Consider the following 26,054-nt stretch of genomic DNA (forward strand, 5'->3'; position numbering starts at 1 on the left):
AGGAGACGAGATGAGCAACGCCAAAGAGATCGAACAGCAGAACTCCGCTTATCTGGCGCGCCTGGAAAAGTGTTACTCCGGCATCCTTCATGACGTCATGCGGGCCGATGGGTTGCGCGATTTCACGCTCCCACCTACGTTACGCCCACTGATTCCCGGTCAAAAGATGTGTGGCCCGGCGTTCACTGTCAGCGGCCGGGTCGATCCTGCCGCTAACGGTCACGAGACGCTACTGCAATGGACCGGATTGCTATCCAGGGCCAGGCCGGACCATGTGCTCGTGATCCAGCCGAACGATTCGACCGTCGCGCACATGGGCGAATTGTCTTCTGAAACCCTCAAGTACAAAGGCGTGCGGGGTGTCATCGCCGATGGCGGTGTGCGCGATTCGGAGTTCATCATAGGCATCGGATTTCAGGTCTGGCATCGCTACTACACGCCTCGCGATGTGGTCGGCTACTGGTTGCCCGACGCCTTCGATGTCCCGGTCCGCATTGGCGATGTAGAGATTCACCCGGGCGACTACCTGTTCGGCGACCGCGATGGCGTGGTGTGTATTCCGCGGGCTCGTCTCGAACGGATACTGCAGCTTGCAGAGCAAGCGATGAGCAACGAAAACCTCGTTCGCAAGGCCATCCTCGATGGCATCGATCCGCAGCAGGCGTATCTGCAGTACGGGAAGTTCTGACTCGGGCGACGTTCAGGGTCCGCCACATAATCAGACACGCGTGAAGCGCAGTCTGAGCCTGGTTTCTTTCAAGCAAAAGTCCCAGGCCAACAATATTTTCCCCGGTCGTTCGTCATCAACGCGAGAGGCGAGCACGGACACGTGCTGAATCGACGGCGGGAGAAATAGTCTTCCTTGCCTAACCACTCTCCTGGCGGACCACCAAGCAATGCATGGTGGTGAGTCCATGTCGCCAAAGTTGACTGGCGCCACAATCATTCCATCGGGACGTTAACCTTGAACACCCTATCCAGCACTCCGCTTGCCCCGCTGCTAGACCAACTCTTTGAAGATTCAGAAAGCAGCAAATCGATATTCATGCAGCGCATCGGCCACATGACTGACGACGAACGTGCAAAGCTACGCACGACCGATCCATTCACGCTCTATTCCCTGGCCAAAGATGTCCATCTCGCCGTTTCCCGAGCTGCGGCAAACCTGTTGTACATTCTGGCGCGCAATCACCGGATGAAGTCGATTGTCGAATTCGGCGCATCCTTCGGTGTTTCGACGCTGCACCTGGCTGCGGCGTTGAAAGACAACGGTGGGGGTGTTCTCATCACGTCGGAATTCGAGCCATCGAAGGTCGCGAGACTGCGTGCCAATATCCAGCAGGCCAATCTCTCAGACTTTGTCGATATCCGCGAGGGTGACGCCTTGCGCACGCTTGCAACCGATCTGCCCGACACCGTGGACATGCTCTTCCTGGACGGCGCCAAGCAACATTACAAACCGGTTCTGAGCCTTGTTGAATCGAGCTTGCACGAAGGTTCAATCATCGTTGCCGACAACGTCAACGATGCGCCTGATTTCGTGGACTACATTCACAAGAGCGGTCGATTCGTCTCAGCTCGATTCGATGACGTTGAAGTTTCGATACTGGTCGAACCTGATACCGCGATGTGAGCGATTGAAAATCCGCTGAGTGAGTCAACCTCAGCGGAGGCCATCGAGACACTCCACGTCCAGTCATGAGTCATTCGTCGTTCGCGTGCAGGGTGTGAACCGAAGTCCTTTGGACTGCATCAACAGGCAGTTGATTGCTTCACCGGTCTTGACGTTTTTGCCATTCCCTTCGATGCGAATATCGCCGCCAGTTACCCAGGTCAGGTCGGTCGAGCCGTCCTTCGAAAACACATAGTCACCCACCTTGGTATCGCTACTGTACGAATCAGCTGACCACTGCTTCAATGCGAGCGAGGCGCTGTAGGTTGCTTGCATGCCCTGCAGGGGAAACCCAAAGGCTGTCACGGGCTGGCTGTTCTTGTGCACGACGGTGTTCCACAACAGCGCCCAGTCTCCGTTATCTGCTCTCGTGACTTCGGTAAATATGGGCCAATCGATCCCGTCGATCGTTCTCGGCGCAGCAAGCTGGCAGCTTTGAAATCTCGGCTGTGTATCCGTCAGTTTCATTTCTACCGCGGTGTCTGGATCCGCGCTGCATGACCATCCATCGATGGTCTGATCCCGGGTCAACGAGAGGCTCAACATGTTGCGGTCCACATCTTCCCGCCAGAGTCGTTTGATCTCGACCGGTCCCAGCATGACGGCCTTATCTCCCTGCGCTCCGATGGGAGTTTTGTGCCAGTACCCACCGCCAGTCTGTTCGTACTGTATCTGGGTGCCTGCCGGAAACGTCACGCCCGCTACCACGACGGGACTCTCCGCGACGCCTTCGACACGCGTGCCTGGTGTACCGAGAAACTGATCGATAGGACCCCAGCTGTATAGGGCGATCACGGGTAGAGCGAGAAACAGGCCGACCAGACTCAAACGCTTTCTGGCCGAGGATTTGCGCAAGAGCCGGAAAAGCCCGAACGCCATAACCAACCAGACAACCACAAATACCACCACGGAAAGCAGAAGGAGGAGCAACCCGACCGCGTCGACCTGGCCCGCTTCCGCGAGGCAAATCTCCGGGATCAGGGCCAGCATGAGCCAACCAGCAGTGCGATAAGTAGCTTTCATTTGATCGTCTCTTTTCATTGCCAGTTATCGGGGAATACGAAACGCGGTGTCAATCACATGGCACGTGTGAACTCAAAAATTCCTCAACTAAAGCAATACAACAGGAAACAATGGTACCAATGCACTATTAACGAACCCCGACACTGGTTTTGTGAAATGGTCTCTCAGCCCTCACCAAGGATAGAGATGAAAACAGCGCAGAACTGTATCGATAACCACTCTAACCATCACGGCCATCGGGGCCGCCTGGCAGCACTCGCCGCCATCACAACAGCTGTAGCGATTCTCGCTGGTTGCGGCGGCGGAGATGGCAGCAGATCATCCTCCGCGGCCAACCTGAAGCAGACTGCCAGCCAGCAAGCCAGTCCACCGACAGGCAATCAAACCTACATCGATCCGGTTGCCTACTCGGTGAACGCCGCCGACGGCCTCGCTGCGTCGCAGGTTTCCGAGCAGGCGGCGATCATGCAACATCGGTGGGTCTCTGGCGGCACTACGATCAACTACACGACCACCACGGGCCACCTGACTGCGACCGACTCGAAAGGCAACCCCGAAGCATCGATGTCTTATGTCGCGTATACCGCGCCCAGCTCGAACGGCGCACCGCGGCCTGTGACCTTCTTCTATAACGGCGGCCCAGGTTCCTCGTCGATCTGGTTGCGGCTCGGCTCGTTCGCACCCACGCGCGTCGCAACACCCGATCCGCTGTTCGGCAACAACTGGCCGAACTATCCGCTCGTCGACAACAAGGACAGTCTGATCGCCACGACGGACCTCGTGTATATCGATCCGCCTGGCACCGGCCTTTCCGAAGCGGTCCTGCCGAACACGAACCAGTCGTTCTGGGGCTCCGACGAGGATGCCGACGTCATGCGCGATTTCGTCGAGCGCTATATCACGGTGAACAATCGCAGCAAGTCGCCGCTGTATCTCTACGGAGAATCGTACGGCACGCCGCGTACCGACATGATGGCGCTGGCGCTCGAATCTGCAGGTGTGCATCTGACGGGAATCGTGTTGCAATCCTCGATACTCAATTTCTTCGCGGACGCCTCGTACGCGGTCGGCGTGACGGGCACACCCGCGGGTCTGAAACTCGCGACCGATACGCTGGAAGGATTCCTGCCGGAGTACGCCGAGGTCGCGGCGTACTACAACCTGGTATCGCCTGCACCGGTCAGTCAGGCCGCCTACGCGCAGCAGGTGGAACAGTTCGGCACGGAGCAGTACCACCACTTCCAGCAATATGCGGCGACCTGGGCGCTGAGTCAGGATGGCGTACCCAGTCTGTTCGGGCCGCCCGTGTATCCGGCCACGCGGACGTTGCAGTCGTGGACAACACAGTCGGGTATGACGCTGCAGGCATTACAGGGTTACTTCAGCGCCAATCCGATTTACAACAGTCTGATACCGGGTACGACGATCGGTGCATACGATGGACGCGTGTCACTACCGAATTCGGACCCGCGGCTGCAGGCGGACCCCGACCCGTCGGACATCATGATCTCGCAGCCATTTACGAACGCGCTCGCTACGCAGATGCCGGACTACCTCGGCTATACGGCGCCCAATGCAACCTACGTGCTGTTGAACCGTACCCTCGTCAATACCTGGGACTTCACGCACGATGGACAACCGATGCCCGATACGATCCCCGATCTGCTGGGTGCGTTAACGCTTAACCCGCGGCTCGAGGTGTATTCGGAAAACGGCTATCACGATCTGGACACACCGTTCTTCAGTACCGAGAAGCAGCTCGCGCGGCTCCAGACAGTACCGGGTCTGAATCCGAACCTGCAGGTGACTTTCTTCCAGGGCGGCCACATGATTTATCTGGACGACGTCGCGCGTCCGCAGATGAAAGCGGGCCTGGAGCTGTTCTATCGTGCGAAGGCGATCCCCGGTGCGTTGACACTTGCGACCTTGCCTCTGCCGTGGCGCGACGAAGACCCGGCTAGCGAGCCGACTGGCAGTGCGCCAGTTACACAGGCAATGGCGCCTTAAGCGCCCGGAAAAACGTCGAAATGCCGCCGTTCAAACAAACAACGGCGGCCGTTTGTCAGCCCACGGCTTAGCCGCTTCCAGTTCATAGGCGAGTTCGAACAAGGTTCGCTCGTCACCGAAACGAGTTGCGAATTGCACGCCGATCGGCAAACCCGCAACACTCCAGTGCAGCGGCACGCTCATGGCCGGCGCACCGAACGCGTTGTGCATCATGGTGTAGATGGCGTAACGACTGACGCGCTCAAGGACCGTCTCGAACGACAGCGCGCCGTGTATCGCGCCGATCGGCACAGGTGGCTGCGCAAGCACAGGCGAAACGATCACATCGAAGCGATTGAACCAGTCGTTATAGGTCGATGCCGCCGCTGTCAGTCGGGTCTTTGCATTTGCCAGTTCACCGGTGGGTAAGCGCCTGGCGTAGGTTGCCATTTCGAGCGTCAACGGTTCGAGCAGAAACCGGTTGGGCTTGATACCCAGAAGCGCCTTGCGAGCGATGTCCACTGTTTCCGCAGCAGCGCTCGTAAAGAGCGTAAGGAAATCCTTGAAGGTGATGGCGCCGTCGAAGGGAAGCGCCGTCCGTTCCACGTGATGCCCAAGCCCTTCGAGCAGACGAAGCGTGTTCTCTATGGACGATACGACTTCCGGGTCCGGCGCTTGACCGTCAACCACCCTGTCGATGAAGTAGCCGACACGCAGGCGCCTCGTGGACGGCGCGGTAACCGCGCCGAGTGGTGGCAAAACCGCCGATGTCCCCGTGCGTTCCATCGCCGCAAACAGTCCCGCTGAATCGCGCACCGTACGCGACACGCAGTGTTCAGCGGTCAGATCGAATCCCGCTGCCTGCTCCTGATCCCCGATCAAACGACCAAACGACGGCTTCAGTCCGAACAGCCCGCAGCACGACGCAGGAATGCGGATCGAGCCACCACCGTCGGCTGCATCGGCCATCGGCACCACGCCCGCAGCGACTGCCGCAGCAGAGCCTCCCGAAGAGCCTCCGGGCGTGTGGCCCAGATCCCATGGGTTGCGTGTCGGCCCGCACGCTAACGCTTCGGTGGTTGGCAAAAAACCGAACTCGCTCATCGTCGATCGTCCGATGATCACGAGACCCGCAGCCTCGTAGGCGTCTACCTGCGGGCTGTTCTTCCGGGCAGCAGGCATCAGCCAGGTCAGTCGTGAACCCCAGCGAGTCTTGCTGCCCTTCATGTCGTACATGTCTTTGAGCAGGAAAGGTACGCCCGCAAACGGTCCCGTGAGATTGCCGCCCCGGACGCGCTGACGTGCACGTTCGTATAGCGGCTTTGCCATGAAGTTGAGCTTGGGCTGAACGGTTTCCGCGCGCGCGATGGCGGCATCCACCGCTTCCAGCGCACTGATCTCGCCGCGCCGGATCATGGCGGCTAGCCCGGTGGCATCGAAAGACGCGATGTCGTTGCTATCTTTAGTGTTCATGCTTGCCTTGCAAAGCGCTGTTCGCTGTTCCTTGTTCCCGGCAATCCCGGCCCACGAGCTACCGTTTACGCTTGCGCAGCACGCGGCGCCGGTTCGACTTCGAACGCTTCACCAGTTGCGAAGAACGTACCGCCCGCGACGTAATGGCAGGTGCGCAGATCGGGGTCGTCGAAGTGCCAGCGGTTGTCGGTATAGACGCGGCTGTCGGCATAAGCGGCCACCACTTCGCCGATAAACAGATCGTGACGCTGGCTCGCATCGGGGATGACCTTGCACTCCATCCACGTCACGCAACCGACCAGCATCGGCACGTCAATCTTCTGGCCGGGGAAAGTCTCCAGCTCAAATGCAGCGAACTTGTCGAGCCCTTCGCCGGTATTCGAGCCCACTGCCAGGGTCTGCCTGGCAAAACCCACCGACGGCAACTGCAAACCGAACACACCGCTCGCCTCGATCAGCTGGCGCGTCAGCGTGCGGCTGTCGATCACGACGACGATCTTCGGCGGATCGAAGTCGAGTGGCATCGACCACGCTGCGGCCATTACGTTCGAACGCCCGCCGTGCGCGCTCGTGATCACCGTGACTGGGCCGTGGTTCAGCAGCCGCGTCGCGCGCGACAAATCTACGTTTTTTCTCGTGACGTCCATATTGGGTCCTTCTGGTGCGATGCGCTCGCGCCCGTCGATTTCCGTGGCTTCCGTGCATGCGTTCCACACACGGCACTGGACAGCATTCTAGACATCTATCCGTTCGCTCACACGCCCGTGCCAGCCGACACCCGCCGCGGTTATCATCGCAAGCAGGCTACGGCCGTGCCGAGGCGATTGGCACAGCCACGGCAAACCACCCTGCTCCTTCTTCCGTTTCGCCCGCGACGCTGATGAAAAGAATCGAATCGATCGTGCTCACAGCCGATCTGGCCGGCACCGCGGTATTCGCCCTCGAAGGCGCCATCGCCGCGATGCGCCATGGGCTCGATTTATTGGGCGTCATGGTGCTGTCGTTCGTGGTCGCGCTGGGCGGCGGCGTGATCCGCGACCTGCTGATCGGCGCCACGCCGCCCAACGCCGTGCGCGACTGGCGCTACCCGGTGCTTGCCTTTGTCACCGGCCTGCTGACCTTCGTCTTTCACGACACCGCCCGCGCGCTTCCCTTCATGCCGATCATGACGCTCGATGCCGCGGGGCTCGCGCTGTTCGCGGTAGCAGGCGCGCAGAAAGCGCTCGACTACCGCATCGGACCGTTTATCGCGACGTTGATGGGCACCGTTACGGGTGTCGGCGGCGGTGTGGTTCGCGACATCCTGCTGGCGCGCGTGCCCATGGTGCTCGCCGCCGATATCTATGCGAGCGCGGCATTCGTCGGTGCAGTCGTGCTGGTAGCAGGCCGGCGGTTCGGCCTGTCGCCGATGGTCGCCGCGCTGCTAGGCGCTGGCGCGTGCTTCGCGTTGCGCATCCTCGCTGTGATGCATGGCTGGCAGTTGCCCAAAGCAACACCGTGGTGAAGCGGATCATCACCAGATATTGATGTCCGAATCTGGCCAGTCAAAGCAATCGATATTGGCTAAACTGGGCCTCCGCTGACGGTCGTCTCCAGTTTCCAATCGGGAAGGAAGGATGTATGAACAACGATTCCATTTTTCGTCCTGCCCTGGAACGTGCGTTGAGCCACTCGCTCGCGCATCTGGATAATCTGGCGCATAACCCGGTCGCGGCCACCGCCAGCCTGCAAACGCTACGCGAGCGTCTTGCGAAGCCGCTGAACGAGCAGAGCCTGCCCGCCGAACAGATCGTCGATGAACTCGTTGCCGACACGGCCGGTGGCATTCTCGGTAGTGCGGGTGGACGGTTTTTCGGCTGGGTGATCGGTGGATCGCTGCCCGCCGCGCTCGCCGCGGACTGGCTGACCAGTGCGTGGGACCAGAACGCCGCGTCGTATTCCTGCGGGCCGGCGGAAGCGGTCATCGAAGAGGTGTGCGGCGCGTGGCTGAAGGATCTGCTCGGCTTGCCTCGCTACGCAAGCTTTGCGCTGACGAGCGGCTGCCAGATGGCCCACGTCACCGCGCTCGCGGCAGCGCGTCATGCGTTGCTCGCGCGGCGCGGCTGGCAGGTCGAACGCGATGGTTTGTTCGGCGCGCCGAAGCTGCGCATTCTCAGTAGCGATCAGTTCCACGGCAGCATCACGCGCGCCACGCGGTTGCTAGGTCTCGGCACCGCGGCCGTGATCGGCCTGCCGGCGAATCAGGCCGGACAACTCGACACAGCCACACTCGAACGCGCGCTGCTGGAAAATCCCGACACGCTCACGATCGTGCTGCTACAGGCCGGCGATCTGAATATCGGTGCGTACGATTGTTTCGCCGATCTGATTCCGCTTGCGCATCGCTACGAGGCGTGGGTTCACGTCGACGGTGCGTTCGGCTTGTGGGCCAACGCCAGCGCGCAGCACCGGCATCGGCTGGCTGGCGTAGAACAGGCGGACTCGTGGACCACCGATGGCCACAAGTGGCTCAACGTACCGTACGACAGCGGTTTTGCGTTCGTTGCAAATGCACAGGCGCATCGCAGTGCGATGTCATACGAGGCGAGCTACATCACGCACAACGACGACGTACGCGAGCAGAAAGACTGGAACCCGGACTGGTCGCGACGCGGTCGCGGTGTTGCGACCTACGCAGCGCTCCGGCAGTTGGGCCGCGAAGGTGTCGCGGCACTGATCGATCGTTGTTGCGATGCCGCACATCGCATCGCGAGTGGCATCGGTGCGCTTCCCGGTGCGGAGCTGGTGTGGGCACCGACGATCAACCAGGGTCTCGTACGCTTCCTGGACCCACGGCCAGGCGCGACAGAACACGATCACGACGCGCGCACCGATGCCGTAACCGCCGCGGTCCTCGCAAGCGGCGAAGCGCTGTTCAGCAATACAACCTGGCGCGGCAAACGTTGCATGCGGATATCGGTGTGCAACTGGCAAACCGGCGCGCGGGATATCGCGCGTGCAGTAGCCGCTGTCGAGCAGATCCTGCGCTCGCAGAACGGTTAGGTTCGCAGTCCGCTCCGTCGTCGATCTTTCTCAATCTGCAGTCATCGGAGTCACCATGTCTGAACTCACGCAAAAGTTTCGCGAGCTACACGTCAACACCTTGCCGCTTCGTCTGCCGAACGCGTGGGACGCGGGCAGCGCGAGGTTGTTCGAGAGTCTCGGTGCACCGGCAATCGCAACGACGAGTGCCGGTGTCGCGTGGGCGATGGGCTACCCCGATAACCGCGTACTGCCGGTCGAGCGTGTCATCGACGTCGCGGCGAACATGGTGCGGGTACTGAAGGTTCCGCTATCCGTCGATATCGAGAACGGCTACTCCGACAACCCACACACTGTCGCCGATCTCGCGCTACGGCTCATCGACGTCGGCGTGTCCGGCATCAATATCGAAGACGGTCCCGATTCGCCGAGTCTGCTCGCCGCGAAAATCGAAGCAATCAGGCAAGCCGCTGCGAAGGCCGGCCTCGATATCTTCGTCAACGCGCGGACCGACGTTTTTCTTGCCGGTCTCGTCGATGTGCCGGCGCGACTGGGCGAGGCGATTACGCGCGGTACGTTGTATCGATCGGCCGGTACCGACGGTCTGTTCGTGCCCGCACTCCACGAGCCTGAGGCGATCAAGGCGGTGGTAGCCGGCGTCTCGCTGCCGGTCAACGTGATGGCATGGCCGGGCCTGCCCGCCGCCGCCGAACTCGGTGCACTCGGCGTGCGGCGTCTGAGCGCCGGTTCCGGCATTCCGCAACTGCTGTGGGGGCAAGCCGAGAAACTTGCGCGCGCGTTTCTCGAAAGCGGCCGGTCCGAACCGATGTCGGAAGGGTCCATGCCGTACCCGCAGTTGCAGGGGCTGTTCAAGAACCTGTAGCACGCGAATCTCGTCCGGCAAGGCTACGTTTGAGGCTCCTTGAGCATCGTTGAGGGCGATGTCATAGCCCGGTAACACGTCATGGAATATAAGGTAAGTTTTTGCAACCGGCCGCGGTGAGCGCTCGCGGCTGGCGATGACTTACTTCATACCGGCCGGTGCTTCCTGCGTTGCAGGAGCCATGCGTCGGCTTCCTCCCCCAAGGACGAGACAATCCATGTCGAACAAGAAGACTACCGATACCCCGTCAGCCGAGCCCACCGCCACCGTTTCGCGCCGCGGCTTCCTCAAGCTCGCGGGCGCATCGGGATTCGCCACGGCCACCGGCAGCCTGGCATCGGCGGCCCGTGCGACCACGGCCACGCCCGACGGCACACCGGAACAGATCCATCTGACGTGGGGCAACAATCCGGCGACGGAAGTCGTGATCTCGTGGGCATCGCTCGCGCCGGCCACCAACCCGCGCGTGCATTTCTCTTGTGGCGGCGAACGGAAAATCACCGTGCACGGCGTACAACGCACCTATACCGATGGGCTCAACGGCGCGGTCGTGTTCACTTACCATGCGCGCCTGCACGGCCTGCACCACTCGACCGACTACGAATACGAAGTCACCGCCGACAACGACAGCAACGCCGGCCAGCCGTTTACCGCGAGCTTCCGCACTGCGCCGCATGGCCGCGCACCGTTTCGCTGGACCAGCTATGGCGATCTCGCCACACCGAACACCGGCTGGGTCCTGTCGTCGCCGCAAAGCCGCTTTGCCGTGCAGGCCGTCGAGCGCTTTCAGCCGCTGTTCCACCTGCTGAACGGCGACCTCTGCTACGCGAACCTGAACCCGACGCATCAGCCCGATGTGTGGCGCGACTTCGGCAACAACAACCAGACGTCGTCGGCGAATCGTCCGTGGATGCCTTGCCCGGGCAATCACGAGATCGAGTTCAACAACGGCGAACAGGGTTATGAGTCATATCTGACGCGCTACACGCTGCCGGAGAACGGCACGCGCTTTCCGGGCCGCTGGTACAGCTTCCGCGTCAGCTCGGTGCTGTTCATCTCGCTCGATGCCGACGATGTCGTGTACCAGGACGCTGCCGCATTCGTCGCCGGTCCGAGCCCGCTGGTCCCGGCCGCCAGCACCGGCAATCCGCCGATCGAACCGGGTACGTCGTTCTACGTGCGCGGTTATAGCAATGGCGAACAGACCCGCTGGCTCGAAAGAACGCTGCGCTGGGCCGAGGAAGATCGCGAGGTCGACTGGATCGTCGTGCAGATGCATCAGGACGCGCTCAGTTCGTCGAAGACCGGTAACGGCTCGGATAAAGGCATTCGCGAAGCGTGGCTGCCGCTGTTCGATCGCTATGGCGTCGACCTGGTGCTGTGCGGACACGATCACGACTATGAGCGCAGCTACCCTGTGCGCGGCTGCAATCACCACGCGGGCACCGACGTCGCAACGGGCCAGGTCGTCGATACGCTGCAACCGCGTCCGGTCTCGTCCCCGAGCCCGGACAGCACGCGCTTCGACACGACGCACGGCACGATCCACCTGATTCTGGGCGGTGGCGGCACGAGCGCACCGCTCGACGTCTACGGCGTGGACGCCGGCGACGGCAAACCGCAAGCGCAGATATTCACGCGCCCGAACCGCCCGGTACCGAACACCGCCAAACCGGGCGTCTTCGTCCGCCCTGGTGCCGATGCCGTGGAAGACGCAATCTGGTCCGCACAACGCGACACCGGCACCGGTTACGGCATCGCCGTGTTCGATCACGATCCGGGCGAGCCGGGCGGCAAGACCACGATCACGATGAACTACTACCATGCGCCGGGCGCCGACACGACGCCGACTGCGAACTACGAACTGTTCGAGACGATCGAGCTGTCGAAGCAACGGCGCGGCTGGTAGGTCGCGCTGTTCGGCGCTCAGCCGTTTCCTTTCCGGTAACACCCGCGGGGTTCGAGCTCAACACTCGAACCCCGCGTCGCATCGTGGTCGAGCGTAACGAGGTTGTAGAATCAAACCCGCCGTCGATATCGCTCTCCCCGATCTCCACGTCGCGCGGCAAACACCCAGTCATTCGACGCCACCTCGAAGCCAAGGAAACCTCACGATGTTCCGGGCAAAACTCACACGACTCTTCATGCTGGCTACAATGGCGGCATTTGTCACCCCGGCGGTATTCGCCGAGGCATCGTCCGTCCCGGGCGACGGCGGTGTCCCCGCGTTCTACAACTGGACCGACAAGGTGCCGGCAGCGCCAGGACAGATGCTGCGCAGCGAGCCGCTAACAGCCGAGCAGAGTCTTGCCGAAGCCGGGCAGGACATCCGCATCCTTTACACATCGACTGACGGTATCGACAATCGCACGCCGATCGTCGTATCCGGCGCACTGTTTCTGCCGAAGGGCACGGCGCCGTCGGGCGGCTGGCCATTGATGGCATGGGCGCACGGCACGGTCGGCAGCGCCGACGTATGTGCGCCGTCGTTCACGAAGCGCAGCGCACGCGATACCCGCTATCTGAACCACTGGCTCGCACAGGGCTACGCGATCGTCGCAACCGACTACCAGGGCCTTGGCACACCGGGGCTGCATCCGTATGGGTTGACCCGTCCGCTCGCATACGGCGTGCTCGACAGCATCCGGGCAGTGACGCATGGCAGCTTCGATCTGTCGAAGCGCGTCGTGGTGTTCGGGCAATCGCAAGGCGGTCGCGCGGCATTCGCGACGGCCGTCTATGCGAAGGACTATGCGCCCGAACTGGAGATTGTCGGTGTGGTCTCGACGGGTACGCCGTACGCGGCCGTTCACGAGCGCGCCGACGATGCGGCGGTGGCCAACGCGCACAAATCGGTGGTGCCGACCTTCGCGTACGACATGCTGCGATTGAGCACCGCTGCGCTGCGCGATCCTTCATTCGTCCCCGCCGATTATCTGAACGACCGCGCAATGCCAGCATTCGAAACCAGTCAGCGCGATTGCCTGCATGCCATCGAACAGAAGATCGTCGCGGACGGACTCACGTTCGATACCAGCTTCAAGCGTTCGCCGAAATCGGCTCTCGCTGCGATCAGCCGTGAAGCCGCCTATCCGTCGTTGCAATCGGATATCCCGATCTTCGTCGGAACGGGCGGCAAGGATCTCGATGTGTTCGTGCCGGGACAGGTTGCGCTCGTCGCTGGAGCATGCAAGGCAGGCGATCGGATCGAGTGGCATTACTATCCGGAGCTCGATCATTCGGGAACGGTGAACGGATCGCTGCCCGATTCGACGCAGTTTGTTGCGAGGGCATTTGCGGGCGAGCGTATCAGCGGCAATTGCGACGCTCTGCCGAAGCCTTAGCGGTATGCCTGAAACGACAAGGCCGGCTTCGCGCCGGCCTTGTCGTTTATGTCGACCTCATTTCCCGCTCAACATCGACAAGCCGATCGCCTCACCCATCTTGCGATATCCCGCGTCATTGGGATGCAGGTGGTCACCGAAATCGTATTCGGCTGCAATGTGATCGGGACGCGCCGGGTCACGCACTACAGCGTCGAAATCGATCACACCGTCGAACGCCCCGCTTTCCCGGATCCATCGATTCACCGCCTGACGCTCGACCTCACCTTCCTTCGTGAAATAGCCGGGGAATATCGTGCCGGCATACGGCGTGAGCGTAGCGCCCAATATCCGGATTCCGTGCGCATGCGCGCGATCGACCAGTTGATGCATGGCGGCCGTGATGTCATCGGCGGTCACGGCCTGATCCGGAAGACCTGCCGAGCCCGGATGACCGATATCGTTGATCGATTCCATCAGGATGACCGTTCGAACGCCGGGCACCGACAAGACATCGCGATCAAAACGGGCCAGCGCCGCTGGACCGAACTGCACCTCGGGCAGATCATGCAGAACACGGTTACCGCTAATGCCCGCATCCACCACGCCGAGCGGAATGTGCGCATCCACGAGACGCTGTGCGAGCACGTCCGGCCAACGGCGGTTAGCATCGATCGTCGAGCCGTAGCCATCGGTGATGGAATCGCCAAGCGTCACCACCGCGCCGATATTGGGCGCGTCGATCTCGATGCCGCTAATGAAAAATCGTGCGGTGCTGGTGGTCGCTTGTGGCAAGACAACTGCGGTAGTCGAATCGGCGCCACCTGACATATAGGTGGTGGCCTGGCCAAGGGGATGCGTCGCAGCAGGGCCGGTATCGCTCGACACATAAATACTGACCGACAGACTGTCCAGCGCCTTCACATCGAGGTTGACTGGATCGCTCAGCGCCGGTGCACCGACCGGTATCGTGATGGACGGTCGTCCGCCGAACGTCAGATGAAGGTCGGTGGATGGATCGATCGTTCCCGGCGTCTGCCCTGGTCGCGCAAGATGAGCGGATTCAATGACCAGCGGAGCGGTGCCCAACTCATTGCTAAAACGAACTCGCACTGCGCGTCCGCCAATCGATAAACGCACAACCTGGCGTATGGTTTGCCTCGTGACTTCAGGGCCGTTAGGAAAAGCAGGAGAAGCCCCCCAGCTTCCGACCCAATGGGCCTGGCTGGTCGACGCCGATTGCGCTCCGGCCAGAGTGGCAAATCCCAGCAACATCGAAACGACAATTACCGAGGTCGCCTTCAATAACTTGCGCATAGACATTCATCTCCTCCTGGTATCTTTTGCGTAGAAGAGCCCCGCTTTGCGCCGTGGCAAAGCGAGGCTCCATGTGTCGACTCCTAATGATGTCCCGCCCACCGATAACCACTCGGCGTACAACCCGTCACCCGCCGAAACGTGCTGCTGAAATGCGAATGACTCGAAAAGCCCAGCTCCACGGCGAGCGACGATAAGTCCTGTTCGCCGGACAGCAACCGCGTCTTCGCCAGCTCGATGCGTTGCGCGAGCATGAACTGATAAGGCGAAACGCCCATCGTCATGCGAAACGCGCGGCAGAAATAATGTGCCGACATGCCGATCTCCGCGGCCATGTCGGTCAGATTCGTGGGTTCGCCAATACGGGCTTTCATGAAATCGAGCACACGCTTGAGCTGCCAGTCGGCCATGCGCGCCGGCCGTGCAGTAGCCTCGTTCGTCGCGTCATAGCGCGTCAATAGATGGGCCGCGAGATAGGTGCCCGCCGCATCGGTCAGCGCAGGCGCCAGCGGATGTCCGGCGCGCGCTGTGTCGATCAGACCGTGCACCGCGTTAGTCAATACCGGGTCGTGCACGGCAAGCGGCATGTGCAGCGAAAACGGACGACCGCCGGTCAGCGTCTCCAGCCAGTCCGGCCGCACGAACAGCAACGTCAGTCGCATCGCGCGATCCCACGACCACCGCTGCTCGACGTCCGCCGGGCTGATCGAAATCTGTCCACACGAGCGAAATCCGCTGTCGCTGCGCCGGCCGAGCTTCCTGATCATGCGCGGCGAGGCGGCTTCCTGAATGGCGACGCGCACCCAGCCGATCGGAACGTGGCTCCATCCGCCGGGCTGGCAGTCGTAGCGCTGCAGATGAATGCCTGCGGACGCAACGGAATCGAGCAAGCGATGCCCGCTGCGCTCAGCCTCCGCGCTGAAGTAGGTCATCTCGTCGAGATCGTGCGATATGGACTGCTGCATCGCGGTTTTCCTTGGTTGAGTCCCAAAACATGCTACCCGGTGCCGCTTTTCGACAGCGGCACACGCCGGGTCGTCACATGATAACGAAACCGCCGATCGGCGTGATTCGACCCGACACATGCCGGGAATTGCGCGCCGGTCACGTTTCGTGCGCCATGCGCCGCCAGTCCATCGCTTTTCACATGAATACCGACCCATCGAGCATCTCCATTCAACCCCACGGCCCCGCCGCCATTTCACTCAACTTGCGGACCACGCTGGCCATGGCGATTGCCTGCGGCATCGCCATCGCGAACATCTACTACAACCAGCCGATGCTCGGCCTCATGGAGGCCAGTTTTCCGGGCGCCACGGCCATAACTAGCCTTGTCCCTACCGCCACCCAGCTCGGCTATGCGCTAGGGCTGATCCTGCTGATACCGCTCGGTGACCGGTTCGAACGTCGGCGCCTGATCTTTCTGCAGCTCGCGGCACTCGGTGCTGCGCTCGTCGCACTGGCGCTGGCACCGAACGCGTGGGCACTGGTGGCAACGTCCGCACTGGTTGGCGTTCTGTCGACGGTTGCGCAGCAGATCGTTCCGTTCGCCGCGGAACTCGCCGAACCGCATCGTCGAGGCGCGACCATCGGTACAGTCATGAGCGGTCTGTTGTGCGGCATTCTGTTTGCGCGCACGCTGGCGGGTTTTGTCGCGGCGCATTACGGCTGGCGCGCCATGTTCGGGTTAGGCCCGTTGCTCGTCTTCGGTGCGCTGTTGTTGCTCGCCACCGTGCTGCCGAAATCCGCCCCGAAAACCCGCGCACCCTATAGCGAACTGCTGCGCTCGCTCACGGACCTGTGGCGCGAAGAGCCCGAGTTGCGCCGTGCCACCGCGGTGCAAGCGATGATGTTCGCTTCGTTCAGTGCGTTCTGGACCCTGCTCACCCTGCACCTCGCGCGCGACTATCAGCTTGGTGCGGAAGTGGCCGGGCTGTTCGGCATCATCGGCGCGGGCGGCGTGCTGATTGCACCGATTGCCGGCCGTTTCGCGGATCGCCGTGGCCCCTATGCGGTGATCGGTCTGAGCTGCGTCGTGATGCTCGTGTCGTGGATCGTCTTTGCGTGCTGGGGGAGCATCGCGGGTTTGATCGCGGGTGTGATTCTGCTGGACTTCGGCCAGCAGAGCGCGCTCGTGTCGAACCAGCACGTGATCTACGCACTGCGGCCGGAAGCGCGCAACCGTATGAATACGATTTTCATGGGTGGCATGTTTCTCGGTGCAGCGCTGGGTTCGGCGGGTGCCACGCTCGCGTGGCAAGTGGCGGGCTGGCCGGCGGTTTGTGCGATCAGTGGCGGGTTCGTGTCTGTCGCACTGCTGGTGCATGCCGCAGGCGCACGCAGGTTGGCACGGGCACAGCGGGGCTGATCAAAACATGAACCCGCCGCTGCACACCACCACCTGACCGCTGATGTAGTTCGATTCCGGAATGCAGAACAGATAGACCGCCCCAGCGGCTTCCTCGGGTGTGCCGCCGCGCCCCAGGGGAATGCCGCTTTCCATGTTCTTCATCACATCGGGATTCACCCCAACCTTGATTTCCCGACCTTCGATCTGGATCGCACCCGTGCCCGCCGCCGCTTCGGTCAGACGCGTACGAATCAAACCAAATGCCACGCTGTTCACGTTGACCTTGAAACGCCCCCACTCCTTGGCCATCACACGTGTCATCCCGTTGACCCCTGCCTTGGCCGCGCCATAGCCGAGCTGGCCTGTATTGCCGCCCACACCGGCCAGCGACGAAATGTTGACGACCTTGCGGAACACCTCGCGACCTTCGTCCGCTTCTTTTTTCGCGGCCTGACGAATGAAATCGGCGGCTGCGCGAAGGATGCGAAACGGCGCGGTCATGTGGACGTCGATCATCGCGTACCACTGCTCGTCGGTCATCTTCTGGATCACGCTGTCCCAGGTGTAGCCAGCGTTGTTGACGATGATGTCGACACCACCAAAGGTATCGACCGCGCTCCGCACGAAGCGCTCGCCGAAATCCGCATCGGTGACGCTGCCCATGCAGGCGAATGCATCGGAGCCGGCATCGCGAATGGCTGCGACCGTCTCCCCGGCGAAAGTCGCATCGAGATCGTTGACCACGACACGTGCGCCATCGGCCGCAAGCTTCAACGCAATCTCGCGCCCAATGCCGCGACCCGAGCCCGTGACGAGTGCGACTTTCCCTTCCAGTTTCTTCATCACGACGCTCCTTGAGGCGAAAGCAGAAATTCCCTGACGATCCGACCGGCTTCGAGCGCGTCGGAGATCAGGAACAAATGGCCGTCGTCGAACACGTGCAGACGGCTGCGGGGAATCAGGCGATTCAACAGGCGGGCATTCGCGAGCGGGATGATCGGATCGTCGTTGCCGGCCAGAATCAAGGTGCGTTGCTGCAACAGCGGCAGCCACGGCAAGCTGGTCCAGCCGGCAATCGCGACCTGCTGCAGCAGATAACCGCGCTTGCTGGTCTTGCGGAATTCGTGCAACGAGGTGGCGCTATGACGCGCCTTGCCGCCGTAGATTTCACCGGCTATCGCATCGCGATAAGCGGGATCGTTATGCCGGCGCGGCGTGAGCAAGCTGGCCAGCACCGACAACTTGCCGGGCACCATCAACACGCCCTGCGAGGTTGCGGCCAGCACGAGACGGCGGCAGCGCCGCGGATTCTGCAACGCGAACTGCTGCGCGAGCGCGCCGCCCCATGACACCCCGAGCACGTCGACCGTGCGATACCCGAGCTGCGTCAACAGCTTGCCCGCCAGCATCGACAGCATCCATAACCGGTAAGGGACCGGTGCTTGTGACGACTCTCCTACACCGGGGACATCGAAGGCAATCACCTCGACGTCGCCCATCGCGTCGGCAAACGGCAGCAGCAACTCCAGACTCGCGCCGATCCCGTTGAACAGGACCAGTGGCGTATGTGCCCGGTCACCCGGCCACACGGCTACACGCACAGTCGTTCCGTAGACGTCGACTTGCTGGGTTTCCATCGCCCTTGCGGACGTGTTGCGAACCAGTCTTGCCGTATGTGTACTCATGCAGTTTCTAACCCCGTTCATGGACGTAGGTGCCGGGTGCCGCGCATAGCGTCGGAAATCCGGCGTTGCCCTGCTGCAGCGGCGCATCGACGAGTGGACCCGCGCGTTCTCGTGTCCACGCGACGCCGTGATCCCACCAGCTTCCGGCGTGACGCGTCGATCGCTCGAGCCATTCCTCCGCGGTGCCGGACAGATCGTCGCCGGTGGAGAAGCTGGCCTTCGGGTTGTCCGGCGGACACACGATGGTCTGCACGTGGCCGCTGTTGCCCAGCACGAACTGACTGCGAGGACCGAACAGCTGCGCACTGCGGTAAACGCTTTGCCAGATGCAGAGGTGGTCGTTCTTTGCGCCGAGCACGTAACTGTCGATATCGAGTTCGGCGAGACCGGCGATCGGCGTGTTCCGCACCTTCATCGCTCCCGTTGTAACGAAGGGGTTCCGTTCGACGAACTCGCTGAAGTCGTGATTGAACTGAGCCGTCATGCCGGTACCGTCGCCGTTCCAGTACATCACGTCGAAAGCGGACGGCGTTTCGCCCATCAGATAGTTGCTGACCCAGTAATTCCAGATCAACTCGTTCGAACGCAGCATCGCGAACAGGACCGTGAATTCCTTCGCGCTGATGCGCCGGTTGCGCAGCGTTTTCTTCACGACGCCATCGCTGCGCTTTTCTTGGGCCCGCGTGTCCATCAATGCACCGATCGTAGGCGCGCCTGACATCGCGGTCATGTCGAGCGGAGAAACCACGAGCAGCAGACTGTGGATCTTGCGCTGTTGCGTCGCCGCGTAATAGCCGGCCATCGACACCGCGACCGGCCCCGCTCCACATACGGCCCACAGGTTCACATCGTCCGAGCCGGTAATCGCGCGGCTCGTGTCGATTGCGGTGTCGATTGAATCCTGGTACTCGGGCATGCCCCAGCGATCGTGACGGCGCTGCGGATTGCGCCACACCATCACGAACACCGTGAAACCCTGCTGCACGTAGTACTCGAGGATGCTGCGCTTCGGTGCGAGATCGAAGATGTAGTACTTGTTGACGATAGACGGCACCACGAGCAGCGGGCGGCGATGTACCTGCGACGTTTGCGGCGCGTACTGGATCAGTTCGAACATCTCGGTTCGCAGCACGACCGAACCCGGTGTCACCGCGAGGTTGCCACCTACCTCGAAGGCACCTTCGTCCACCTGCGACGGAACGGGTCGACGCTTGCGGATGTCGCCAAGCAGGTTGCCGGCTCCTTTCACGACGCTGAGGCCCCAGGTTTGTCTCGCCCGACGCAGCGCGCCGGGATTGCCCAGCAGAAAATTGCTCGGTGCCACCGCGTCGCCGATCTGGTTCAGAAGGAATCGTGCACGCTCGTCGAGGTCCGCGATCTGCGCGTAGTTCGTCATCGATTTGCGCAATGCGAGGTACGTCTGAAGCAAGCTCGCGTAGAGCGTGCTGTGCTCCCAGGCATCGTCTGAAAAGCGGCGATCGCCCGGTTCCGTGGCAAGTCGCGACTCGCCTGCAACCATCTGACCGAGCGTCCCCCAAAAACCCATCGTCGCTCTGAGCAATCCGAACGGCTGCGTGATCGCGCGCCCCGTGAGTTTGCTCGCCGTCACCCAGAGGTCGGACGGCAGGAAGTCTCCGAGCAGATTCTGGCCGAGCACGTTGTCTGCGGTACGCTCGACGCCTTCCGCCTGCTTCGCACTCGCCGATCCGGCTACCTGTTCCGGCCTGCCACTCGCACCGTTTGCGGCGCCATCACTCCGTGCGCTGCCGGCTTTGCCTGCGGCGTTGACTTTGCGGTCACCTTCAGGCGACCTTGCCCTGGTCATCTTGTCTCTCCTGTTTCTACGCCGATGTATGTTTGCCGGTCAGGCGGCAGACCATCGAGCCACCCAATGCACCGGAAGCCGGCCGAATTCCGCTTCGGTCTGCGCAATCAACGCGTCCCGCTCGGCGCTGTTCGCGAGCACAACGCTCACATGCGATTCCAGCCCGAGTTTTGGATGCGGCCGGATCTCGACGTCGACTTTCGCCGTGTCTCCGCATACGCGATGAACGGTGTCGATCAACGCCTTGGCAATCGCCTTTTCGCGTAACGCGGGCTTGAAGATCTTGTTGACGGCCGTCAACGGCATGGCATCTAGCACTTGCACGTGAACCGGCACGGCCGCACGTTCGGTAATCGCGCTGCGTGCATGTGCAAGTAATTCCCCGGCACTGACGCTCGCGCCGGCGCGCAACGTGACGTAGGCGATCGGTAGTTCGCCTGCATGCCCGTCGGGTATGCCGACTGCGGCGGCAATCTCCACCGCCGGATGGCGCATCAAGCCTTCCTCGATCATCGCGGGATCGATGTTGTGGCCGCCCCTGATGATCAAATCCTTGGCGCGCCCCGTCAGCCAGAAATAACCGCTCGCATCGCGCCGCCCCAGGTCGCCCGTGTTCAGCCAGCCGTCTTCGAGACATACTCCCTTGTTGTCGCTGGCCTTGACGTAACCGGAGAACACATACGGACCGCGCAGCAGCAACGTGCCGATCTCGTCCACCTCGCATTCGCGGACGATCTCGCCGTTGCTGCCGAGATCGACGATCCTGATTTCCTGGTACGGCAGCCGCAGACCGATCGAGCCGATGCGCCGCTCGCCGTCGCGCGGATTGATCGAGCTCACGCAGGTCGCCTCGGTCATGCCGTAGCCCTCGAGCAGTTTCAGACCCGACGCGCGCTCGAACCGCTGGAACAATTCGGGCGACAGCGGCGCGGCGCCGCAGATCGCAAAGCGCAACGACCTCAGGTCGACACCGTCGCGCGCTACGTTGAGCAGCGCGGACAGCACGGTCGGCACCGCGCTGAACAATGTCGCGCGGTAGCGCTGCACCGATCGCCAGAAGGCGCCTTGCGTCTTTGGATTGCGATAGCCGCTGTCGGACAGCAACACCACGTGCGCGCCGACGCTGAATGGTGCAAGACCCGTCACCATCATCGCGTTCGAATGAAACAGTGGTAGGCCGCATAGCACGGGGTCTTGCGGCCCCAGATCGACTGCGCACGCCACCGCCCAGGCGTTCGCCGATTCGTTGAAGTGCGTGCGACGCGCGAGCTTTGGTGTCCCGGTCGTGCCGCCGGTATGAAAGTACGACGCGACGTCGCTGCCATCGGCGGCAGGCGGCGTGAATATCGGCTTGTCCGCCTGCCTGGCGAGCAACGTATCGAAGTCCTGTGCCCAGTCGGGACAGACATCGGTCCCGCCCACGCGGATGATCGTCGTCAAGGTCGGCACCTGCGTGCGTAGGGCTTCGACCTTCTCCCAGATACCTGGTGCCGCCTGGCGCCCTTGCGCGACGAGTACACGCGTGCCCGCGGCGCTCAGGATGCCGACGATGTGATCGACCTCCAGAAACGGGTTGATCGGATTCACGATGCCAGCGGCCTCGGCGCCCCACAGCACGAAGTGGGTTTCCGGCAGATTCGGCAGCATGTAGGAGACGACATCTTCGCGCCGGATGCCCAGGGCATGCAGCGCATTGGCTACCTGCGTGACACGCGTCGATAGCGTCGTGTAGTCGTAGCGTTGCTCGCCGTCGTTGGGGTCACCCGTCGGCACGAACGTGATCGCGATGCTGCGCGGCGTGCGCGCGGCCTGGCGAACGATCGCCGCATAGCTCGATACCGGAAACTCCAGGCGCTCGACGAGCGGTGTGCGCTCCAGGGCATCGACGTCGCTCTGGTCGCGAAGAGATGGGCCGAAGGAACTCATTGCGGCGCACCGTTCGCGATCGCGATCGTGGGCGGCGATAGCGCGTCGTCGCGTCGCACGCTACGGCGGCCAAAGCCGATGCGCTGTCCACCGTTTGCAAAGCCCGCTTCTCGTGCGTGTCGTTCGTGTCGATCGATCATGTTCCTCACTCCTCTTTTCTGAACGTTCAACTCGGTGCCCATCAATCGCGGCGATACAACGTCACGACGCAAGCGCCGCCAATGCCGATGTTGTGCTGTAGCCCGATGCGCGCCCCGTCGACCTGCCTTGGGCCCGCTTCACCACGCAACTGCCGGACCAGTTCGGTACATTGCGCGAGACCCGTGGCCCCTAGCGGGTGGCCTTTGGAAAGCAGCCCGCCCGATGGGTTGGTCACGATTTTTCCGCCATATGTGTTGGCACCGTCCCAGACGAATTGCTCTCCCGCGCCTTCCTGGCACAGACCGATCGCTTCATAAGTGAGCAACTCGTTGACAGTGAAGCAGTCGTGCAGCTCGACCACCTGGATGTCGTTGGGACCAATGCCGGATGCCTCGTATACCTGCTGTGCCGCGCGGGCCGACATGTCGTAGCCGACCATCTTGATCATCGACGGTGGTTCGAAACTGCTGGGGTAGTCGGTCGTCATCGACTGCGCGGCAATGTAGACGGGATTCGCGATTCCATGCCGTCGCGCGAATTCATCCGAGCACAGCACGGCGCTTCCCGCGCCGCACGTAGGAGGGCAGCACTGAAAGCGCGTCAACGGGTCGAATATCTCCGCCGAATGCATGACTTCGTCGAGACTCAGTTTCTCCCTGAAGAGCGCATAGGGATTGTTGTGCGCGTGTTCGCGCGCCTTGACCGAGATCATTCCGAAGGTCTCTTTCTTCGTCCCATGACGGGCGATGTATTCCCTCCCGGCACCGCCGAACATCTGTGCAGCCAGCGGTGCCGACGAGGCGCCCTGCACCTCGTCGATCACGTGAACATGCCGGCTCAGCGGCGATTCCCGATCGTCGAATTGCGATACCAGCGCGCCGCGCGCCATCTGCTCGAAGCCGAGCACCAGAACGCATTCGGCTGCACCGCTTTCCACAGCCTGCCTTGCGAGCCAGAGCGCAGTCGATCCAGTCGAGCAGTTGTTGTTGACGTTAACCACGGGAATACCGGTCAGGCCAAGTTCGTACACGGCGCGCTGCCCGCACGTGGAGTCCCCGTAGACGTAGCCGGCATAGGCCTGGTCCACTGCGTTGTATGGAATGCCGGCGTCGCTCAATGCGAGCCGGCCGGCCACGCTAGCCATCTGGTAATACGGCGGACTGGCGCCCGGTTTTGTGAACGGCGTCATTCCCACACCGATGACGTTGACGCGACGACTCATCCTCGACCTCCCTGATCTAGAAAATCTTCATTACCCGGATCTGCACGCTGTAACTGTTCTTGAATCCGCCCTCGTTCGCCACCGCCTTGCCGACCATACCGGCGACCTGCCAGGTCGGCGTGAGCATGTGGCTCGCGTAGAGACGTAGCTCACTCGAACTGGTTTCCTGTCCGTTGTAGGCATCGTTGATGTATTGCTTACCGCCGAAATAACCCGCGTAGCCGAACGAAACCGACGAAGCCGCCGAGATCTGGTAACGCAGGTAGGTTTGCAGTTCGATGGACGGATGCACGGAGATCTGCTGCCCGGCGTTGCTATGCCCGGTCTGAACGGCGACATCGAACGCGCCGTCGAAGTAGAAGTTATGTCCCAGCCCCTGGATGACCCCGAGCTGCGGGGTGAACGTCACGGCACCGGCGCCCGGCCCTGAACGGTTAACGTCGTATTTGCCCGTGGGCAATGAAACATACGGCGTGATGCCGACGGTCGTGCCGTAAACCGGATCGGGCCGGTTCACGAGAAACGCGGTGAAGCCGAACGTGATATCGCCCATCCCGTTGTTCGTCTGAGGTGAAGCTCCGCCAACCTTGAAGTTCGACAGATTCGCAAAAGGCAGATAGACCTGATACGCGACCGGGATGCCGGCGATCTGGCTGTAGTGCAGCACACGGGCAATACCGATGGTCTGGTTAAGACTCGATCCGGGCACATCGCCCACGCCATCGAGATTGAATTCGTGGCTTGATTTGAAGCCGAGATAACCCAATGCCAGCGTCGTGCCTGGCGGCAGAATCGTATAGTCGGCCGGATAGATGTCGATGGCGGATGCGGACTTTGCAGCGACAAGAAAGCCGGCCATTACAACGAACGAGCGCAATATTCTTTTTTCCATGTCTCCTCCTGATGGGTGTTCCTGCACGCGTGAACAAGCCGACGCTGGGCGTCATTTTTTTCGTCTTGAGAGTCACCGCATGGCGGAGCCGCTTGCGATGCGATGGACCTGTTACTGCATCGGACCGGGGCGCTACACGAACGTGAATTGCGCCCCTGCAACTTCGGACTTCAGTCCTCTACCGTCAGAACCGGCTTCATCGCCAGGCCGAAACTTCGCAATTGCCCAAGCAGTTCGCGATGACCGAACGCCTGGCAGCCGGAAGCGAAGCCCACTTTCTTCGGCGCTGTCTGCAACAACGACAAAGCGGCATAGGCCTGCAGGAGACCCGTCTGTTTGTAGTTGCTGTTGCCGTGGATTACGCAGTGCGCGCGCCCAAGCGGACCGGACGCATAGACTGAATCGATCGAACGGTTGACCCGTGGGTTCTCGCGCGGCGGCATGCCGCTCTGGACCGAGGCGGCGACCTTGGCGAGCGCCTCTTCCTGCTGATCCATGGGCAAGGTCTTGATCTGCTCCTCGTACAGTTTCACCGTCGCGATGACACCCTCCATCACTTCGCGGGCGAACACACCGGCCGATACCTTGACGTTGGCGACGCGTGGATCGTCCTTGAACCAGACCGGGTGGGACGTACCGCCCCAGGGTAGCGCGAGCCCCATGCCATGTTGTCCGGGAATGACGACGTCGAATTTCGTCGACAGCAACCACTCCTTGTACTGGTTCTGCTCCAGGTAATACCACTTCGCCTTGAGGATGGTGAAGATGGTCGCAACCGAGGCCGTGGTCGGAAAGCCGCCCCACAACGTGAGGATGTCGAGCGTATCGAGCCCCGGTGTTTCGAGGCAGAGTTGGGCGGCAATCTCGCCGGTCGTGTACATATGCGCGATGCCCGGCGCAAGCAGCAAATTCTTTTGCGCGAACGCTTCGCCCCAGCGTTCCTTCGCAAGCATCACCCAGTCCTGTTCGCCGGTGGTGTCGGAGTAGTGGCAGCCTGCGGCAAGAGCAGCTTCCACCGCCTCCGGACCATACTTGATGAACGGACCGACCATGTTGCTGACGAAGCGGGCACCGTGGAACAGCTCGGTCAGCGCATCGACGTTGTGCTCCACGCCGACCACTTCGTAGTCGGCGGTTTCGATGCCGGGAACCTTCTCGACCACCGCCTGCACTTTCGCCTTGTCGCGGCCGGCCGCAATGAACGGGATGTGGTATTCGCGCAGGTATTCGCACACCAGACGCCCGGTATATCCCGACACGCCGTAAACGACGACAGGTCTCTTGTCACTCATTGCTTGTCTCCACCCACGTTGAA

General features: G+C 61.7%; 22 protein-coding genes. 9 read left to right on the forward strand and 13 right to left on the reverse strand.

All coding sequences use genetic code 11. The features are described from left to right. Nucleotides 1–10 precede the first annotated feature (10 nt). Together FNZ07_RS03750 and FNZ07_RS03755 are read left to right on the forward strand one after the other, a co-directional pair. Nucleotides 11–688: an RraA family protein gene (locus tag FNZ07_RS03750; protein WP_091011661.1), complete on the forward strand. Its 678-nt coding sequence runs from the start codon at nucleotides 11–13 to the stop codon at nucleotides 686–688. A 276-nt stretch (nucleotides 689–964) separates the two neighbouring features. Then, nucleotides 965–1,633, forward strand: a complete 669-nt coding sequence (locus FNZ07_RS03755) for an O-methyltransferase (RefSeq protein ID WP_091011662.1) — start codon at nucleotides 965–967, stop codon at nucleotides 1,631–1,633. Nucleotides 1,634–1,696: 63 nt separating this feature from the next. On the opposite strand, the gene FNZ07_RS03760 is transcribed toward FNZ07_RS03755, so the two are convergent. Next, nucleotides 1,697–2,695 carry a hypothetical protein gene (locus FNZ07_RS03760; RefSeq protein ID WP_143098062.1) on the reverse strand — a complete coding sequence of 333 codons (999 nt, stop codon included), beginning with the start codon at nucleotides 2,693–2,695 and terminating at the stop codon, nucleotides 1,697–1,699. Nucleotides 2,696–2,881: 186 nt separating this feature from the next. On the opposite strand from FNZ07_RS03760, the gene FNZ07_RS03765 reads away from it, so the two are divergent. Next, on the forward strand, nucleotides 2,882–4,702 hold the full coding sequence (locus FNZ07_RS03765) for a S10 family serine carboxypeptidase-like protein (RefSeq protein ID WP_091011664.1): 1,821 nt from the start codon (nucleotides 2,882–2,884) through the stop codon (nucleotides 4,700–4,702). Nucleotides 4,703–4,732: 30 nt separating this feature from the next. On the opposite strand, the gene FNZ07_RS03770 is transcribed toward FNZ07_RS03765, so the two are convergent. After that, complete coding sequence (locus tag FNZ07_RS03770; protein WP_091011665.1) at nucleotides 4,733–6,154, reverse strand: amidase; 1,422 nt, start codon at nucleotides 6,152–6,154, stop codon at nucleotides 4,733–4,735. Nucleotides 6,155–6,219: 65 nt separating this feature from the next. Further along, the gene (locus FNZ07_RS03775) at nucleotides 6,220–6,801 is read right to left on the reverse strand and encodes a flavin reductase family protein (protein WP_091012779.1); all 582 of its coding nucleotides are present in this window, start codon (nucleotides 6,799–6,801) and stop codon (nucleotides 6,220–6,222) included. Between the two features lie 233 nt (nucleotides 6,802–7,034). On the opposite strand from FNZ07_RS03775, the gene FNZ07_RS03780 reads away from it, so the two are divergent. The 5 genes from FNZ07_RS03780 to FNZ07_RS03800 all read left to right on the forward strand — a co-directional run bounded on the left by FNZ07_RS03780 (nucleotide 7,035) and on the right by FNZ07_RS03800 (nucleotide 13,402). Next, nucleotides 7,035–7,658, forward strand: coding sequence for a trimeric intracellular cation channel family protein (locus FNZ07_RS03780; RefSeq protein WP_091011666.1), 624 nt, complete (start codon nucleotides 7,035–7,037; stop codon nucleotides 7,656–7,658). Nucleotides 7,659–7,774: 116 nt separating this feature from the next. Further along, complete coding sequence (locus tag FNZ07_RS03785) at nucleotides 7,775–9,196, forward strand: pyridoxal phosphate-dependent decarboxylase family protein (RefSeq protein ID WP_091011667.1); 1,422 nt, start codon at nucleotides 7,775–7,777, stop codon at nucleotides 9,194–9,196. 55 nt (nucleotides 9,197–9,251) lie between these two features. Further along, nucleotides 9,252–10,058 carry an isocitrate lyase/PEP mutase family protein gene (locus FNZ07_RS03790; RefSeq protein WP_091011668.1) on the forward strand — a complete coding sequence of 269 codons (807 nt, stop codon included), beginning with the start codon at nucleotides 9,252–9,254 and terminating at the stop codon, nucleotides 10,056–10,058. 217 nt (nucleotides 10,059–10,275) lie between these two features. Continuing rightward, nucleotides 10,276–11,967: a fibronectin type III domain-containing protein gene (locus FNZ07_RS03795; protein WP_091011669.1), complete on the forward strand. Its 1,692-nt coding sequence runs from the start codon at nucleotides 10,276–10,278 to the stop codon at nucleotides 11,965–11,967. Between the two features lie 205 nt (nucleotides 11,968–12,172). Beyond that, the gene (locus FNZ07_RS03800; protein ID WP_170275659.1) at nucleotides 12,173–13,402 is read left to right on the forward strand and encodes a lipase family protein; all 1,230 of its coding nucleotides are present in this window, start codon (nucleotides 12,173–12,175) and stop codon (nucleotides 13,400–13,402) included. 57 nt (nucleotides 13,403–13,459) lie between these two features. Here FNZ07_RS03800 and FNZ07_RS03805 read toward each other — a convergent pair whose 3' ends face one another. Together FNZ07_RS03805 and FNZ07_RS03810 are read right to left on the reverse strand one after the other, a co-directional pair. Then, nucleotides 13,460–14,494 (reverse strand): SGNH/GDSL hydrolase family protein, encoded by a 1,035-nt coding sequence (locus FNZ07_RS03805; RefSeq protein WP_211367872.1) that lies wholly within the window; start codon nucleotides 14,492–14,494, stop codon nucleotides 13,460–13,462. Nucleotides 14,495–14,781: 287 nt separating this feature from the next. Then, complete coding sequence (locus tag FNZ07_RS03810) at nucleotides 14,782–15,663, reverse strand: helix-turn-helix transcriptional regulator (RefSeq protein ID WP_170275660.1); 882 nt, start codon at nucleotides 15,661–15,663, stop codon at nucleotides 14,782–14,784. Between the two features lie 263 nt (nucleotides 15,664–15,926). Between FNZ07_RS03810 and FNZ07_RS03815 the strand changes: the two genes are divergently transcribed. Continuing rightward, a complete protein-coding gene (locus FNZ07_RS03815; RefSeq protein ID WP_407670674.1) occupies nucleotides 15,927–17,066 on the forward strand; it encodes an MFS transporter in 1,140 nt (379 codons plus the stop codon). On the opposite strand, the gene FNZ07_RS03820 is transcribed toward FNZ07_RS03815, so the two are convergent. The 8 genes from FNZ07_RS03820 to FNZ07_RS03850 all read right to left on the reverse strand — a co-directional run bounded on the left by FNZ07_RS03820 (nucleotide 17,067) and on the right by FNZ07_RS03850 (nucleotide 26,031). Continuing rightward, nucleotides 17,067–17,891: an SDR family NAD(P)-dependent oxidoreductase gene (locus FNZ07_RS03820; protein WP_177228275.1), complete on the reverse strand. Its 825-nt coding sequence runs from the start codon at nucleotides 17,889–17,891 to the stop codon at nucleotides 17,067–17,069. Then, nucleotides 17,891–18,685, reverse strand: a complete 795-nt coding sequence (gene phaZ, locus FNZ07_RS03825; RefSeq protein ID WP_091011673.1) for a poly(3-hydroxyalkanoate) depolymerase — start codon at nucleotides 18,683–18,685, stop codon at nucleotides 17,891–17,893. The genes FNZ07_RS03820 and phaZ overlap by 1 nt, the downstream gene beginning before the upstream one ends. A 55-nt stretch (nucleotides 18,686–18,740) precedes the next feature. Further along, nucleotides 18,741–20,558: an alpha/beta fold hydrolase gene (locus FNZ07_RS03830; protein WP_091011674.1), complete on the reverse strand. Its 1,818-nt coding sequence runs from the start codon at nucleotides 20,556–20,558 to the stop codon at nucleotides 18,741–18,743. A gap of 39 nt (nucleotides 20,559–20,597) precedes the next feature. Next, entirely contained in the window at nucleotides 20,598–22,484 is a 1,887-nt protein-coding gene (locus tag FNZ07_RS03835) for an acyl-CoA synthetase (protein WP_091011675.1), read from the reverse strand. Continuing rightward, a complete protein-coding gene (locus FNZ07_RS33530; protein ID WP_170275661.1) occupies nucleotides 22,481–22,624 on the reverse strand; it encodes a hypothetical protein in 144 nt (47 codons plus the stop codon). Before FNZ07_RS33530 ends, FNZ07_RS03835 begins: the two co-directional genes overlap by 4 nt. A gap of 41 nt (nucleotides 22,625–22,665) precedes the next feature. Then, nucleotides 22,666–23,847, reverse strand: coding sequence for a lipid-transfer protein (locus FNZ07_RS03840; protein WP_091011676.1), 1,182 nt, complete (start codon nucleotides 23,845–23,847; stop codon nucleotides 22,666–22,668). A 16-nt stretch (nucleotides 23,848–23,863) separates the two neighbouring features. Beyond that, entirely contained in the window at nucleotides 23,864–24,739 is an 876-nt protein-coding gene (locus tag FNZ07_RS03845) for a transporter (protein ID WP_091011677.1), read from the reverse strand. A gap of 170 nt (nucleotides 24,740–24,909) precedes the next feature. Beyond that, nucleotides 24,910–26,031, reverse strand: a complete 1,122-nt coding sequence (locus FNZ07_RS03850; protein WP_091011678.1) for a DUF5938 domain-containing protein — start codon at nucleotides 26,029–26,031, stop codon at nucleotides 24,910–24,912. Between the last annotated feature and the right edge of the window lie 23 nt (nucleotides 26,032–26,054).

This window comes from Paraburkholderia megapolitana (assembly GCF_007556815.1).
GTDB classification, from domain to species: domain Bacteria; phylum Pseudomonadota; class Gammaproteobacteria; order Burkholderiales; family Burkholderiaceae; genus Paraburkholderia; species Paraburkholderia megapolitana.

Excerpts from the sequence above, each read along its gene's own strand:
- FNZ07_RS03750 (WP_091011661.1), top strand. The coding sequence starts at position 11 with ATGAGCAACGCCAAAGAGATCGAACAGCAGAACTCCGCTTATCTGGCG.
- FNZ07_RS03760 (WP_143098062.1), bottom strand. The coding sequence starts at position 2,695 with ATGAAAGCTACTTATCGCACTGCTGGTTGGCTCATGCTGGCCCTGATC.
- FNZ07_RS03765 (WP_091011664.1), top strand. The coding sequence starts at position 2,882 with ATGAAAACAGCGCAGAACTGTATCGATAACCACTCTAACCATCACGGC.
- FNZ07_RS03770 (WP_091011665.1), bottom strand. The coding sequence starts at position 6,154 with ATGAACACTAAAGATAGCAACGACATCGCGTCTTTCGATGCCACCGGG.
- FNZ07_RS03775 (WP_091012779.1), bottom strand. The coding sequence starts at position 6,801 with ATGGACGTCACGAGAAAAAACGTAGATTTGTCGCGCGCGACGCGGCTG.
- FNZ07_RS03780 (WP_091011666.1), top strand. The coding sequence starts at position 7,035 with ATGAAAAGAATCGAATCGATCGTGCTCACAGCCGATCTGGCCGGCACC.
- FNZ07_RS03785 (WP_091011667.1), top strand. The coding sequence starts at position 7,775 with ATGAACAACGATTCCATTTTTCGTCCTGCCCTGGAACGTGCGTTGAGC.
- FNZ07_RS03790 (WP_091011668.1), top strand. The coding sequence starts at position 9,252 with ATGTCTGAACTCACGCAAAAGTTTCGCGAGCTACACGTCAACACCTTG.
- FNZ07_RS03795 (WP_091011669.1), top strand. The coding sequence starts at position 10,276 with ATGTCGAACAAGAAGACTACCGATACCCCGTCAGCCGAGCCCACCGCC.
- FNZ07_RS03800 (WP_170275659.1), top strand. The coding sequence starts at position 12,173 with ATGTTCCGGGCAAAACTCACACGACTCTTCATGCTGGCTACAATGGCG.
- FNZ07_RS03810 (WP_170275660.1), bottom strand. The coding sequence starts at position 15,663 with ATGCAGCAGTCCATATCGCACGATCTCGACGAGATGACCTACTTCAGC.
- FNZ07_RS03815 (WP_407670674.1), top strand. The coding sequence starts at position 15,927 with ATGGCGATTGCCTGCGGCATCGCCATCGCGAACATCTACTACAACCAG.
- FNZ07_RS03820 (WP_177228275.1), bottom strand. The coding sequence starts at position 17,891 with ATGAAGAAACTGGAAGGGAAAGTCGCACTCGTCACGGGCTCGGGTCGC.
- phaZ (WP_091011673.1), bottom strand. The coding sequence starts at position 18,685 with ATGGAAACCCAGCAAGTCGACGTCTACGGAACGACTGTGCGTGTAGCC.
- FNZ07_RS03830 (WP_091011674.1), bottom strand. The coding sequence starts at position 20,558 with ATGACCAGGGCAAGGTCGCCTGAAGGTGACCGCAAAGTCAACGCCGCA.
- FNZ07_RS03835 (WP_091011675.1), bottom strand. The coding sequence starts at position 22,484 with ATGAGTTCCTTCGGCCCATCTCTTCGCGACCAGAGCGACGTCGATGCC.
- FNZ07_RS33530 (WP_170275661.1), bottom strand. The coding sequence starts at position 22,624 with ATGATCGATCGACACGAACGACACGCACGAGAAGCGGGCTTTGCAAAC.
- FNZ07_RS03840 (WP_091011676.1), bottom strand. The coding sequence starts at position 23,847 with ATGAGTCGTCGCGTCAACGTCATCGGTGTGGGAATGACGCCGTTCACA.
- FNZ07_RS03845 (WP_091011677.1), bottom strand. The coding sequence starts at position 24,739 with ATGGAAAAAAGAATATTGCGCTCGTTCGTTGTAATGGCCGGCTTTCTT.
- FNZ07_RS03850 (WP_091011678.1), bottom strand. The coding sequence starts at position 26,031 with ATGAGTGACAAGAGACCTGTCGTCGTTTACGGCGTGTCGGGATATACC.